This window comes from Bacteroides stercorirosoris, from assembly GCF_900142015.1.
GTDB lineage: Bacteria > Bacteroidota > Bacteroidia > Bacteroidales > Bacteroidaceae > Bacteroides > Bacteroides stercorirosoris.
Genome location: NZ_FQZN01000011.1, coordinates 90958 through 105685, shown reverse-complemented (window position 1 = coordinate 105685; position 14728 = coordinate 90958). Strand labels below are relative to the sequence as shown.

At 45.3% G+C, this 14728-nt stretch carries 14 protein-coding genes; 12 read left to right on the top strand and 2 right to left on the bottom strand.

Features of this window, described 5'->3' with window-relative positions; translation table 11 throughout:
• Nucleotides 1–14 precede the first annotated feature (14 nt).
• Entirely contained in the window at nucleotides 15–1049 is a 1035-nt protein-coding gene (locus BUC01_RS10050) for a LacI family DNA-binding transcriptional regulator (RefSeq protein WP_025835270.1), read from the bottom strand.
• Nucleotides 1050–1223: 174 nt separating this feature from the next.
• Between BUC01_RS10050 and BUC01_RS10045 the strand changes: the two genes are divergently transcribed.
• From BUC01_RS10045 to tsf, 12 genes are all read left to right on the top strand, one after another.
• A complete protein-coding gene (locus BUC01_RS10045; RefSeq protein ID WP_025835272.1) occupies nucleotides 1224–2156 on the top strand; it encodes an aldo/keto reductase in 933 nt (310 codons plus the stop codon).
• Nucleotides 2157–2169: 13 nt separating this feature from the next.
• The gene (locus BUC01_RS10040; protein WP_025835274.1) at nucleotides 2170–3186 is read left to right on the top strand and encodes a zinc-binding alcohol dehydrogenase family protein; all 1017 of its coding nucleotides are present in this window, start codon (nucleotides 2170–2172) and stop codon (nucleotides 3184–3186) included.
• Between the two features lie 4 nt (nucleotides 3187–3190).
• Entirely contained in the window at nucleotides 3191–4114 is a 924-nt protein-coding gene (locus tag BUC01_RS10035) for an amidohydrolase family protein (protein WP_025835275.1), read from the top strand.
• Nucleotides 4115–4141: 27 nt separating this feature from the next.
• Nucleotides 4142–5398: an L-fucose:H+ symporter permease gene (gene fucP, locus BUC01_RS10030; RefSeq protein WP_073313602.1), complete on the top strand. Its 1257-nt coding sequence runs from the start codon at nucleotides 4142–4144 to the stop codon at nucleotides 5396–5398.
• Nucleotides 5399–5685: 287 nt separating this feature from the next.
• Nucleotides 5686–7032: an adenylosuccinate lyase gene (gene purB / locus BUC01_RS10025; RefSeq protein ID WP_025835277.1), complete on the top strand. Its 1347-nt coding sequence runs from the start codon at nucleotides 5686–5688 to the stop codon at nucleotides 7030–7032.
• A gap of 151 nt (nucleotides 7033–7183) precedes the next feature.
• A complete protein-coding gene (locus BUC01_RS10020) occupies nucleotides 7184–8653 on the top strand; it encodes a pseudouridine synthase (RefSeq protein ID WP_025835279.1) in 1470 nt (489 codons plus the stop codon).
• A 140-nt stretch (nucleotides 8654–8793) separates the two neighbouring features.
• Entirely contained in the window at nucleotides 8794–10197 is a 1404-nt protein-coding gene (gene asnS / locus BUC01_RS10015) for an asparagine--tRNA ligase (protein WP_025835281.1), read from the top strand.
• 142 nt (nucleotides 10198–10339) lie between these two features.
• The gene (locus BUC01_RS10010; RefSeq protein ID WP_025835283.1) at nucleotides 10340–10831 is read left to right on the top strand and encodes a DUF4488 domain-containing protein; all 492 of its coding nucleotides are present in this window, start codon (nucleotides 10340–10342) and stop codon (nucleotides 10829–10831) included.
• 289 nt (nucleotides 10832–11120) lie between these two features.
• Complete coding sequence (gene rplM, locus BUC01_RS10005; RefSeq protein WP_025835284.1) at nucleotides 11121–11582, top strand: 50S ribosomal protein L13; 462 nt, start codon at nucleotides 11121–11123, stop codon at nucleotides 11580–11582.
• Nucleotides 11583–11587: 5 nt separating this feature from the next.
• On the top strand, nucleotides 11588–11974 hold the full coding sequence (rpsI, locus tag BUC01_RS10000; RefSeq protein WP_025835285.1) for a 30S ribosomal protein S9: 387 nt from the start codon (nucleotides 11588–11590) through the stop codon (nucleotides 11972–11974).
• Nucleotides 11975–12148: 174 nt separating this feature from the next.
• A complete protein-coding gene (gene rpsB, locus BUC01_RS09995; protein WP_025835286.1) occupies nucleotides 12149–12982 on the top strand; it encodes a 30S ribosomal protein S2 in 834 nt (277 codons plus the stop codon).
• 157 nt (nucleotides 12983–13139) lie between these two features.
• Nucleotides 13140–14132, top strand: coding sequence for a translation elongation factor Ts (gene tsf / locus BUC01_RS09990; protein ID WP_073313600.1), 993 nt, complete (start codon nucleotides 13140–13142; stop codon nucleotides 14130–14132).
• Nucleotides 14133–14303: 171 nt separating this feature from the next.
• Here tsf and BUC01_RS09985 read toward each other — a convergent pair whose 3' ends face one another.
• Entirely contained in the window at nucleotides 14304–14651 is a 348-nt protein-coding gene (locus BUC01_RS09985; protein WP_025835287.1) for a translation initiation factor, read from the bottom strand.
• Nucleotides 14652–14728: the final 77 nt, after the last annotated feature.

Genomic DNA, 14728 nt, shown 5'->3' with positions numbered 1-14728 from the left:
TTGTAAGGCCTTTTTTATTTGAGATATTTACTTCGTTTCTTGATAGACGAACCGCGAACCGAGAGAATGCATGGTATCATTCTTTGTTCTATTTTACTGATTCCTTTGAGTTGTTCAAGCAAGAGTTCGCAGGCGGTTTCTCCCATTTTATAAGTTTGATGTGTGACGGCTGTCAATGGAGGGTCTACGTAGTTGGAATGCGCTTCGTCTGTATATCCTATTAAGGAGATGTCGGCAGGTATGCTCAATCCTGACTCTTTGATGGCTTTCATGGCTCCGAAGGCAAGGTTGTCGTTCATGGCTAATATGGCATCGGGCGGATTGGGCAGGGAGAGTAAGCGGCGGGCACCCTCATATCCGGCTTCATATCCTATCTTCTCGCAAAACACTAATTCTCTTTCGATCGGTATCCTTCTTTCCCGTAAGGCTTGTAGATAGCCGTGCTTTCGCTTTTTTACTATATCCAGATGATTGGCCCCTCCGATAAAGGCCACGCGCCGTGAACCTGTGGATAGGAGATGCTCGGTGGCTTCTTGTGCCGATTCTATATTATTGGTTATTACAGATGAAAATTTGTCCGTCAGGCACACCCGGTCAAAGAAAACCAGAGGAATGTTCAGGTCGGCCAGCGCTTCGAAATGGGAATAGTCTGTCGTTTCTTGCGACAGGCAGGCTATGATTCCTTCCACGCGGATATTTATCAGGTCTTCCAGGCACTTCTTTTCATTCTCAAACTGTTCGTAAGAGGAGGTAATGATGGTGGAATAACCATTTTTGTGAGCCATATCGTTAATCCCGCTGATGATGGACGAATAATAATGGGTGACAATGTCCGGGACGATGATGCCTATGATTCGTGGTGTATTCTTCAATAAACTCATGGCAAAAGGGTTCGGGCGGTAATTTCTTTCTTTAGCCAGGGCTTTCGCTTTTTTCCGCATATCTTCGCCTATTTCCGGGCTGTTCTTCAACGCACGCGAAACGGTGGAAATGGATACTCCCAATTCGGCTGCAAGTTCTTTCAGTGATACATTTCTTTTCTTTTCCATAGTATAAACACGTCAATGAGTCCGACAACAAAAGTAATGAAAGGCATGGTTGGGACAAAGGTAATAAAACGGGGAGTTTGCGCAAACCTTTGCGTAGGGTTTTAACACATAAGCTAATCTTACATAGGGTGAAAACGGATACTTTTGGGGTATGGATTTCTTAAAAATAATAATATGGAATACAGGGAAATAGGAAAAACAGGAATGAAAGTTTCCAATCTGAGTTTTGGAGCTTCTTCACTTGGAGGCGTCTTCCATTCTATCAAAGAAGAAGAGGGCGTAAAGGCTGTGCATACGGCAGTGGACAATGGCATTAATTTTATTGATGTATCTCCCTATTACGGGCATCTGAAAGCGGAGATTGTGTTGGGAAAAGCTTTGAAGGACATCGAAAGAAGCAGGTATTACCTTTCTACGAAAGTGGGGCGCTACGGGCATGACGGGGTAAATTCCTGGGATTATTCTGCAAAGAAGGCTACGGAAAGCGTATATGAAAGTATGGAGCGGCTGAACGTGGATTATATTGATTTGATCAATGTACACGATATTGAATTTGCCGACTTGGAACAGGTTTGCAAAGAGACGCTTCCGGCGTTGGTGGAATTGCGTGATAAGGGTATTGTGAAACATGTAGGCATCACTAATCTGACGTTGCGCCATTTTAAATATGTGATTGACCATGTTCCCGAAGGTACGGTGGAGAGCGTGCTGTCTTTCTGTCATTATTGCCTCAATGATGATGCGTTGGCCGATTATCTTGATTATTTTGAGGAAAAAGAGATAGGCGTGATTAATGCTTCTCCCTTTTCAATGGGTTTGTTGACCGAACGGGGTGCTCCCGATTGGCATCCGGCTCCCAAACCTTTGCAGGAATTGTGCAGAAAAGCGGCAGGCTACTGTAAAGCCCAGGGCGGGACTATCGAACAGTTAGCGGTGAAATATGCTGTGTCTAATCCTCGGATTGCAACGACTCTGTTCAGTACAACCCGTTCCGAAGCTGTTTTGCAGAATATCAAATGGGCGGATGGAGCTTTGGATGAGAAGTTGCTGGAAGAAGTCAAAGGCATTCTGGAACCCCGTTTCAGAGATACATGGTTGAATAGTTAAAATGAAAAATGAAATGAAAGCGGTAGCTATATTAGGAGAACGCAATGTCGCTCTCGTAGAAAGAGAGAAACCACAACTTCATGACGGTGAAGTGTTGTTGAAGATACATTATGTCGGATTCTGCGGCTCGGATTTGAACACCTATCTGGGAAAGAATCCGATGGTGAAACTGCCGGTTATTCCCGGACATGAGATTGCGGCCCGGGTAGAGGCTGTGGGTGCAGGGGTGCCTGAGAGCATTCATCCCGGAATGTCCTGTACGGTGAATCCATATACAAACTGCGGGCATTGTTCCTCCTGTCGTAACGGACGTCCGAATGCCTGTCAGTTCAACCAGACTTTAGGTGTGCAGCGCGACGGGGCTATGTGCGAGTATATAGCGGTGCCTTGGCAAAAAGTGATTGCTGACGACACGTTGACACTCCGCCAGTTTGCCTTAGTGGAACCGATGAGCGTAGGTTTTCATGCTGTTTCTCGTGCCTGGACTACTGACCTTGATGTAGTGATGGTTATTGGTTGTGGAATGATTGGTGTGGGAGCGATTGTCCGTGCCGCATTGCGTGGCGCCCGGGTGATAGCTGTGGATGTGGATGATGATAAACTGAAGCTGGCCCAGGAGTTGGGCGCGCACTATACCATTAATTCGGCAACCGAAGACGTGCATGCGCGTTTGCAGGAAATAACCGGAGGTGCTGGTCCGGATGTGGTTGTTGAGGCTGTTGGTGCTCCGGTTACTTATCAGATGGCAATCAACGAAGTCGGCTTTACCGGCCGGGTGGTTTGTATTGGTTATGCCAAGAAAGAAACTTCTTTTGAGACGAAGTATTTCGTGATGAAAGAGATGGATATTCGTGGCTCCCGCAATGCTATGCCCGAAGACTTCCGTGCGGTTATAGAATATCTGAAACGTTCTTCGGCTGATGTGGAAAAACTAATCAGCGGAGTTTATGCGTCGGACCAGGCGGAAGAAGCCCTGGAAGGTTGGGTGGCTAATCCTGGAAAAGTATTCCGTATCTTGATAAAATTCTGAAACGATGGATTATAGAATAATAGATGCTCACGCCCACCTCTGGTTGCACCAGGATACAGAGGTGGACGGGATGCGGATTAAGACAATGGAGGGAGGCAAATCTCTGTTTATGGGTGAGGTACGCCAGATGCTTCCGCCTTTTATGGTGGACGGACGGAATACGGCGGAAGTTTTCCTTTCCAATATGGACTATGCACAGGTGTCTGCCGCAGTGATCACGCAAGAGTATATTGACGGTTTGCAGAACGACTATCTGGAAGAGGTGCGGCGGCAATATCCCGACCGTTTCCTGTGTTGTGGCATGGTTGATGCGCGGAAGCCCGGCTACTTCCCTCATGCTGAAGAGCTGATCGGGAAAGGGTTCAAAGCAATAAAGATTCCGGCGCAACGGCTGTTGCTGTCCGATGGCAGGGTATATCTCACATCTGATGAAATGATGCGGATGTTCCGTCTGATGGAAGAAAAAGATGTGCTTCTCTCGGTGGATTTGGCTGATGGTGCTCTGCAAGTCGGCGAAATGGAGGAAATCATTGCTGAGTGTCCCCGTTTGCGGATTGCGATAGGGCATTTTGGTATGGTGACGCGTCCGCAATGGCAGGAACAGATAAAACTGGCCCGCCATGAACAGGTACGTATCGAGTCCGGTGGCATCACATGGCTGTTTAATGATGAGTTCTATCCTTTCCGCGGAGCTGTGGTTGCCATAAAGGAAGCCGCATCGCTTGTGGGTATGGAGAAACTGATGTGGGGATCGGACTATCCGAGAACCATTGCAGCTATCACTTACCGGATGTCATACGACTTCATTCTTAAATCTGACCTGATGACGGATGAAGAAAAGAGACTCTTCCTGGGAGAGAATGCCCGGAAGTTCTATCGGTTCGGGAATCTGGTGGAGCTGCCTTATATAAAGAATATGTCGGAATAAGTACGATTAACACATTGACCTTATAAAATGAATACCAATACAAAGAAATACACTGTTGCCCTGACGCTAATATTTAGCCTTTTCTTTATCTGGGCCATCAGCAGCAATCTTTTGCCGACTATGATACGGCAATTGATGAAAACTTGTGAACTGAATACTTTCGAGGCGTCATTCACGGAAACAGCCTATTGGCTGGCATATTTTATCTTTCCCATCCCGATAGCTATGTTCATGAAGAAATACAGCTATAAGGCCGGAATCATTTTCGGTTTGTTGCTGGCTGCATCCGGCGGAGCATTGTTTTTTCCGGCGGCTGCCATAAAGGAATATTGGGCATATCTGGGCATATTCTTTGTCATTGCCACCGGTATGTGTTTTCTCGAAACGGCCGCAAACCCCTATGTGACGGCTTTGGGAAATCCTCAAACAGCATCCCGCAGGCTGAATCTGGCGCAATCATTCAATGGCTTGGGTGCATTTATTGCTGCCATGTTCCTGAGTAAGCTGGTGCTGAGCGGGCAGGAATACACGCGGGAGACGATTCCTGCCGACTATGCCGGAGGCTGGGAAGGCTATATTCAGTTTGAAACTGACGCCATGAAATTGCCTTATCTCATTCTGGCGGGTATTCTTCTGGTAATTGCCATTGTCTTTATCTTTTCTCATCTGCCTAAAATCAAGGGAGAAGAGGGGTGTGGAAAGGAGAGTGGTAAGCTGATTAACTTTCAGGTATTGAAACGTTCGCATCTCCGTTGGGGAGTCATCGCCCAGTTTTTCTATAATGGCGGACAAACTGCAATCAACAGTCTCTTTCTGGTTTATTGCTGTACGTATACGGGGATGCCCGAAGGTCAGGCGACCACATTCTTCGGTTTCTATATGCTTGCTTTCCTGGCGGGACGTTGGATTGGCACGGCTTTGATGATAAAGTTCAAGCCTGAGAATATGCTTGTTGTGTATGCGTTGGCGAATATTGTCCTGTGTGGTGTCATTATGGCGTTTGGCGGTATGGTTGGGCTATATGCTATGCTGGCGGTGTCTTTCTTTATGTCCATCATGTACCCCACGCAATTTTCCCTGGCCTTGAATGGCTTGGGAGATGATACGAAAAGCGGTTCGGCTTTCCTTGTTATGGCTATCGTAGGAAACGCTTGCCTGCCGCAACTCACCGCTTATATAATGCATCATAACGAACATGTTTATCAGATAGCCTATATCGTTCCGCTCATATGCTTCATATTTTGTGCCTATTATGGGTGGAAAGGCTATAAAGTGATTGATTAGAATCACTATAATATATCGTTCCGGGATGGCTACACCATAACAGGCAAAGGGTGTAGCCATCTTTGATAAAGGGTGTAGCTATCCGGGGCAAAGGGTGTAGCCATCCTAAAGCGGCCCTGTGTATATCTGTGGGTGGGATTGAGGTAATCGTTTGAGCCGATATTCTGCATTTTGTGAAGTTGTTTTTTTATCTGTTAACTTCCTCGCTTAACTTTCTTCCCCCTTTATGGTTTGTTACTCAGAAAAAAACGCTAATTTTGCAGTCCGATAATTATCAAAATATACGTATGGAACTTGATTTACTAACAGCGATTTCTCCGGTTGACGGTCGATATAGAGGAAAAACAGAAGCCTTGGCGGCCTATTTCTCGGAATTTGCTTTGATAAAATACCGCGTACAGGTAGAAGTGGAATACTTTATTACCCTGTGCGAATTGCCTTTGCCGCAGCTGAAAGGTGTGGATAAAGGTGTGTTCGAAACTTTAAGAAACATCTACCGGAACTTTTCGGAAACTGACGCGCAGCGTATCAAAGACATTGAGAGCGTGACGAACCATGACGTAAAAGCCGTGGAATATTTTCTGAAAGAAGAATTCGACAAGATGGGTGGAATGGATGATTACAAAGAGTTCATCCACTTCGGACTGACTTCCCAGGATATCAATAACACTTCCGTTCCTTTGTCCATTAAAGAAGCTCTGGAACAAGTGTATTATCCTCAGATTGAGGAACTGATTGCTCAGCTTCGCACGTATGCGGAAGAATGGGTTGACATCCCTATGCTTGCCAAGACGCACGGACAGCCGGCTTCGCCCACCCGTTTGGGTAAGGAAGTGATGGTTTTCGTATACCGTCTTGAACGTCAGTTGGCTACATTGAAAGCCTGTCCGCTGACAGCCAAGTTCGGTGGCGCTACCGGAAATTACAATGCACACCACGTAGCCTATCCGGAGTTTGACTGGAAAGCATTCGGTAATAAGTTCGTTGCTGAAAAGTTGGGACTGGAACGCGAAGAATATACCACGCAGATTTCCAATTATGATAATCTTTCCGCTGTTTTTGATGCAATGAAACGCATTAATACAGTGATGATTGATATGAACCGTGATTTCTGGCAATATATTTCTATGGAATACTTCAAGCAGAAGATTAAAGCCGGTGAAGTCGGTTCAAGTGCCATGCCGCACAAGGTGAACCCGATTGACTTTGAAAATGCCGAAGGTAATCTGGGTATAGCCAGCGCGATTCTGGAACATCTGGCGGTGAAGTTGCCCGTATCCCGTTTGCAGCGCGACCTGACGGATTCTACCGTATTGCGTAATGTGGGCGTGCCGTTCGGACACATCGTGATTGCCATTCAAAGTTCATTGAAAGGCTTGCGCAAGTTGTTGCTGAACGAAACTGCTATCTACCGTGATCTGGATAATTGCTGGAGCGTGGTAGCTGAAGCTATTCAGACGATTCTGCGCCGCGAGGCATATCCGCATCCGTATGAAGCGTTGAAAGCATTGACCCGCACCAATCAGGCGATTACGGAGTCATCTATTAAAGAATTTATTGAGGAACTGAATGTGAGCGAAGAAATAAAGAAAGAACTACGTGCCATCACTCCTCATTCATACACAGGAATCTAAAAAAAAAGAAAGATAAAGGTGTAGCCGGATAATGAAGCCAACATTTTAAATCCGGTGATTGTTACTATAAAGAATACATATATTATATAAGGTATAAAAGTGATAATAGAATGGCCGTGAGGCCAACGTTTAATTTTATTCGAATAAAACAATGAGTACAGAAAACGAAACTTGGCGTGACGATTCTTCCAGTGAGGAGAATTCAGGCAACAAATTTGAAAGAGAAAACAATTACAGCCGTCCGTCTTACAACCGTGAAGGTGGTGACCGACCCTATCGTCCGCGCTTTAACAGCGAGAGTGGCGACCGTCCACAGCGTGCTTACAGCAGTGATCGCCCTTATCGCCCGCGCTTTAACCCTAATGCCGAAGGTAGCAGTGAGCGTCCGCAACGCACCTATGGCGACCGCCCGTCCTACAACCGTGAAGGTGGCGACCGTCCTTATCGTCCTCGCTATAACAGCGAAAGTGGTGATCGTCCTCAGCGTCCGTCCTATGGAAATAACACGGGTGGTGACCGCCCTTATCGTCCCCGTTACAACAACGAAGGCGGCGACCGTCCTCAACGCCCCTCTTATGGCGGCTCTTCTTATGGCGACCGTCCTCAGCGCCCGCGTTTCAACAGCGGTGACGGACAACAGCGTTCATATAATAACGACCGTCCTTATCGTCCTCGCTATAACAGTGGTGACGGAGAACGTCCTCAACGTCCTTCCTATGGTGGCGGTTATGGTGGTTCTTCTTATGGCGACCGTCCTCAACGTCCGCGTTTCAACCCGAATGGTGGCGGAAGACCGGGTGGATATGGCCGTCCTCAACAGCGCCGTACGCCGGACTATGATCCGAATGCAAAGTACAGCCGTAAGAAGCAGATTGAGTACAAGGAGCAGTTTGTTGATCCCAATGAACCGATTCGTTTGAATAAGTTTCTGGCTAATGCGGGTGTTTGTTCTCGTCGCGAGGCGGATGAATTCATCACGGCAGGTGTGGTTTCTGTGAACGGAGCAGTGGTTACGGAACTCGGAACCAAGATTAAGCGTGGTGACGAAGTGAAATTCCACGATCAGCTGGTAAGCATCGAACGTAAAATCTATATTCTGCTGAATAAACCGAAAGATACAGTGACTACCTCGGATGATCCGCAGGCACGCCGTACGGTAATGGATTTGGTGAAAGGAGCTTGTGACGAGCGTATTTATCCGGTAGGTCGTCTGGACCGTAACACTACAGGTGTTTTGTTGCTGACGAACGACGGTGATTTGGCTTCCAAGCTGACGCATCCGAAATTCCTGAAGAAAAAGATTTATCACGTACATACAGATAAAAATGTGACGAAAGCAGATATGGAGCAAATTGCAGCCGGTATCCAGTTGGATGACGGTGAAATCCATGCAGATGCTATCAACTATACGGACGATTTTAAGCGGGATGAAGTGGGAATCGAAATCCACTCCGGTAAGAACCGTATCGTGCGTCGTATATTTGAGTCACTGGGTTACAAGGTAGTGAAGCTCGACCGTGTGTTCTTTGCCGGACTGACAAAGAAAGGACTGCGTCGCGGCGAATGGCGTTACCTTACTGAACCGGAAGTGAATTACCTGCGCATGGGCGCTTTTGAGTAATTATATAATAGGGTATTAAGGAGGTAAAGAAGTTATCGCTTTGCTTAGGAGTTAAAGCCTGATAGCTTCTTTACTGTATGAGTATCAGCTCTACCTCCTTTAACTCCTCTAACTTCTTTAACTCCTTTAATTAAAAGAATATGGAAAAGATTAGTAGAACAAAGATTGTTGACGTGTTGAAGCGCGAAGATTTCGGCGCTATGGTCAACGTGAAAGGCTGGGTTCGTACCCGCAGAGGTAGTAAACAAGTTAATTTTATCGCCCTGAATGACGGTTCTACAATAAATAATGTGCAGATAGTAGTGGATTTGGCAAACTTCGACGAAGAGATGCTGAAAGATATTACTACCGGTGCCTGTCTGAGTGTGAACGGTGAACTGACGGAATCTGTAGGCTCTGGTCAGAAAGCTGAGATTCAGGCTCGTGAGATCGAAGTTCTGGGAACTTGTGATAATACATATCCTTTGCAGAAAAAAGGCCATACGCTGGAATTCCTGCGCGAGATTGCTCATTTGCGTCCCCGCACGAATACTTTCGGTGCTGTGTTCCGTATCCGTCATAACATGGCGATAGCTATCCATACTTTCTTCCATCAGAAAGGTTTCGTTTATTTCCATACACCTATCATCACGGCTTCCGATTGTGAGGGTGCGGGACAAATGTTCCAGGTGACAACGAAAAACCTGTATGATTTGCAGAAAGATGAAGCAGGTTCTATCATTTATGATGATGACTTCTTTGGCAAACAGGCCAGTCTGACGGTTTCCGGTCAGTTGGAAGGTGAACTTGCAGCTACGGCACTGGGTGCTATCTATACGTTTGGCCCTACATTCCGTGCCGAAAACTCCAATACTCCGCGCCACTTGGCCGAGTTCTGGATGGTAGAGCCGGAAGTTGCGTTCAACGATATTACGGATAACATGGATTTGGCGGAAGAATTCATCAAATTCTGTGTGAAGTGGGCGTTGGATAACTGTGCTGACGATGTGAAGTTCCTCAACGATATGTTTGATAAGGGGCTGATCGAGCGTCTGCAAGGCGTGTTGGGAGAATCTTTTGTGCGTTTGCCCTATACAGAAGGTATCAAGATACTGGAAGAGGCGGTTGCGAAAGGCCATAAGTTTGAGTTCCCGGTATACTGGGGCGTGGACCTGGCTTCCGAGCACGAACGCTATCTGGTGGAAGATCACTTCAAGCGTCCGGTCATCCTGACTGATTATCCGAAGGAAATCAAGGCGTTCTATATGAAGCAGAACGAAGATGGTAAGACGGTGCGCGCAATGGATGTATTGTTCCCGAAGATTGGTGAGATTATCGGTGGTTCCGAACGTGAAGCGGATTATAGTAAATTGATGACCCGCATCGAGGAAATGCATATCCCGATGAAGGATATGTGGTGGTATCTCGATACCCGTAAATTCGGTACGTGTCCACACTCCGGCTTCGGCCTGGGATTCGAACGTTTGCTTCTGTTCGTGACGGGTATGGCGAATATTCGCGACGTTATACCCTTCCCGCGTACACCGCGTAATGCAGAGTTCTAACTCGAAAAATAAATAAGTTGAGTAGCCCGCACAATCTTGGTTGTGCGGGCTCTTTTTTTACGGATAAACTGTTATAATATCAAAATAAATACTTATATTTGTGACAGTTGGATGCCAATACGTTAACCAAATATATACGAACATGAAAAAGCAGTATTTCATTACCTTGCTGGCGGCGATGCTGTTGGCGGTAACAGGAGCGGTGGCGCAGAAAAAGACAAGTTTCAAACCTGCTGATTTGAAAGGCATCTGGCAGTTATGTCACTACGTGTCCGAAGTTCCGGGTGTGCCCGGCACGTTGAAACCCAGCAACACCTTCAAGGTGCTGAGTGACGACGGACGCATCGTAAACTTCACCCTAATCCCCGGTAAGGATGCCATTATCACCGGTTATGGCACTTACATGCAGCTGACGGACAATAGCTATAAAGAAAGCATTGAAAAGAACATTCACCTGCCCATGCTTGACAATAAGGACAATACACTGGAGTTCGAGATGGGAGAAGGAGAACTTATGCACCTGAAGTATTTTATTTCTAAAGATTTGAACGGTAATGAACTGAACTGCTGGTATCATGAAACCTGGAAGCGGGTGTTGATGCCGTCTGCGTTCCCCGAAGACATTGTCCGATAAAACGGGACTTTCACGATATGACAAGCAATGTTAAGGTGCAAAACAAGTAATCTTTTGCATCTTAACATTGCTTGTTTTATACCCTTACATTGCTTGTAATTGATTGATAGTCTCTTAAAAAAAAGAAGAAAACGTTTGCCAGTTTTGGGAAAATCCGTACCTTTGCAAGCCGATTATTATCTAATAAGGATAAGCAATTAATTCAGAGCGAGTTAATCTACCTTTGTCCGGGGTAGTTAATCCGTAATGAGAAAATTTTTAGTAGTAACATTTAAAAAACAAATCAAGAGTGGATACTTTAAGTTACAAGACCATTTCTGCAAACAAAGCTACGGTAACCAAAGAATGGGTTATTGTTGACGCTACGGACCAGGTATTGGGACGTCTGGGCGCAAAAGTTGCGAAACTGTTGAGAGGAAAGTATAAACCAAACTTTACTCCTCACGTAGATTGCGGTGATAATGTAATCATTATCAATGCCGACAAAGTTAAAATGACAGGTAATAAGTGGACTGACAAAGTGTATTTGTCATACACAGGTTATCCCGGTGGTCAGAGAGAAATGACTCCTGCTCGTCTGCAGGCTAAACCGAATGGTGATGACAGACTGTTGAGAAAAGTAGTAAAGGGTATGCTGCCTAAGAATAAATTGGGCGCTAAATTGCTGAGCAATATGTATGTATATGCCGGCAGCGAGCACAAACATGAAGCTCAGAGCCCCAAATCAATTGATATAAACTTACTTAAATAAGAGATATGGAAGTAGTAAATGCATTAGGCAGACGTAAAAGTGCAATCGCACGCATTTTCGTAACCGAAGGTACAGGAAAGATTACTATTAACAAGAGAGACCTTGCAGAGTACTTTCCATCAACTATTCTTCAGTATGTAGTAAAACAACCGCTGAGCAAGCTGGGTGTTACTGAAAAATATGATATTAAAGTAAATCTTTGCGGTGGTGGTTTCACTGGTCAATCTCAGGCTTTGCGTCTGGCTATCGCCCGCGCACTGGTGAAGATGAATGCTGAAGACAAGGCTGCTCTCCGCGCTGAAGGCTTCATGACTCGTGACCCGCGTTCTGTTGAACGTAAGAAACCGGGACAGCCGAAAGCTCGTAGAAGATTCCAGTTCAGTAAACGTTAAGAGTTGCAGAAACGTTGGGGCGGACAAGTTGCTTAATTCTCAACTTTCAACTCTCAACTCTCAACTGAAAGAGCGTTTAGTATCTAAACTACCGGGACTCTGGAAAGATAGACTACCCGGCGGTTGGTTTAGAAAAAACAAAAAAGAAAGTAAACGATTAAAAGAAAAAACAAGATGTCAAGAACAAATTTTGATACATTATTGGAAGCTGGTTGCCACTTCGGTCACCTCAAAAGAAAGTGGAATCCCGCAATGGCTCCCTATATTTTCATGGAACGCAATGGTATCCATATCATTGACCTCCACAAGACGGTTGCTAAAGTAGACGAAGCTGCTGAAGCTTTGAAGCAAATCGCTAAATCAGGAAAGAAAGTCCTGTTCGTTGCTACTAAAAAACAAGCTAAACAAGTGGTTGCTGACAAAGCTGCCTCTGTAAATATGCCTTATGTAATCGAGCGCTGGCCGGGCGGTATGTTGACTAATTTCCCCACTATCCGCAAGGCTGTTAAGAAGATGGCTACCATCGACAAACTGACGAATGACGGTACGTACTCTAATCTGTCTAAGAGAGAAATTCTGCAGATTTCACGTCAACGTGCTAAGTTGGACAAGACTTTGGGTTCTATTGCTGACCTGACTCGTCTGCCGTCTGCACTGTTCGTTATTGATGTTATGAAAGAAAATATCGCAGTTCGCGAGGCTAACCGTCTGGGTATTCCCGTATTCGGTATCGTTGATACGAACTCTGATCCTACTAACATCGACTTCGTAATTCCGGCTAATGACGATGCTACTAAATCAGTAGAAGTAATCTTGGATGCTTGCTGCGCTGCTATGCAGGAAGGCCTGGAAGAAAGAAAAGCTGAAAAGGTGGATATGGAAGCTGCCGGTGAAGCTCCTGCCAACAAAGGCAAGAAGAAAGCTACTAAAGCAAGACTCGACAAATCCGACGAGGAAGCAATCAATGCAGCTAAAGCTGCTGCTTTCATGAAGGAAGAAGAGGCTTAATTATTATAGAGTAGTTAGTAGTAAGTAGTTAGTAGTAAGTAGAGAAATGTACTGCTTACCTAAGTCAGCAAATAGAGTATCCTCTACTTACTACTGGCTACTAACTACTAACTACTTTTTTTATTATCAATAACTAAAAATATAAAGGAAATATATTATGGCTGTAACAATGGCTGATATTACCAAACTCCGCAAAATGACCGGAGCAGGTATGATGGATTGCAAGAATGCATTGACAGAAGCTGAAGGCGATTTCGACAAGGCAATAGAAATTATCCGTAAGAAGGGACAGGCTGTTGCCGCTAAACGTTCAGACCGCGAGGCTTCTGAAGGTTGCGTTTTGGCTAAGACTACCGGTGACTTTGCTGCTATCATCGCTTTGAAGTGTGAAACTGACTTTGTTGCTCAGAATGCTGACTTCATAAAGTTGACTCAAGACATTCTTGACCTTGCTGTGGCTAACAATTGCAAGACTTTGGACGAAGTGAAAGTACTGCCGATGGGTAACGGTACTGTACAGGATGCAGTGACTGACCGTAGCGGTATCACAGGTGAAAAAATGGAACTTGATGGTTACATGACTGTAGAAGGTGCAAACACTGTTGTTTATAACCACATGAACAGAAACGGACTCTGCACCATCGTTGCTTTTAACAAGGAAGTAAACGAAGCGTTGGCTAAGCAAGTGGCTATGCAGATTGCTGCCATGAGCCCGATTGCAGTTGATGAAGATGGTGTTTCTGAAGAAATAAAGCAGAAAGAAGTTGAAGTTGCTATCGAAAAGACAAAAGTAGAATTGGTACAGAAAGCTGTAGACGCTGCTCTGACGAAAGCTGGCATCAATCCTGCTCATGTGGACAGCGAAGACCACATGGAAAGCAACATGGCTAAAGGCTGGATTACAGCTGAAGATGTAGCGAAAGCAAAGGAAATCATCGCTTCCGTTTCTGCTGAAAAGGCTGCTCACCTGCCCGAACAAATGATTCAGAACATCGCTAAGGGTCGTCTGGGTAAGTTCTTGAAGGAAGTTTGCTTGTTGAACCAGGAAGATATCATGGATGCTAAAAAGACTGTTAGAGAAGTACTGAAGGCAGCAGATCCTGAACTGAAGGTTGTTGACTTCAAGCGTTTCACTTTGAAAGCTGAATAATCCACTCTATATATAAAAGAAACGACCGCACGGAATTTCCGTAGCGGTCGTTTTTTATGCATATTAGCGGCTTTTGAAACAGATGATGCATTAGGGTAAAACAGATGGTCTGTTTGGTCTCAATAGACCATCTGTTTTGCCCTAATAGACCATCTGTTTCGGCAGACCCGATTATCCGACCGGTTTCGTCTGCGTATATCCTTCTTTTTTAAGCAGTTCCAGCACTTTTTGCTTGAAATCTCCCTGTACGATGATTTCTCCGTCTTTGGCACTTCCGCCTACGCCGCATTTAGACTTCAGCAATTTGCCTAACTCCTTCAAGTCATTTTCCGTACCTACGAATCCCGTGACCAGTGTGACCACTTTGCCGCCCCGGTTCTTGCGGTCCAATTGAACGCGCAACTTCTGTCGGGAGGCTTCTAAAGAGACTTGTTCTTCGCTATCTTCCCTTTCGTAATTATAGTCCGGGTTGGTAGAATACACGACATTCAGCCGTTCTTTCCAATCATTATTCTTCATATTCGTTCTGTTTTGAGAATCAAAAGTAATATTTTGCATGGAACTTTGCAATCTTTTGTGACTTTTGTCGTCTAATA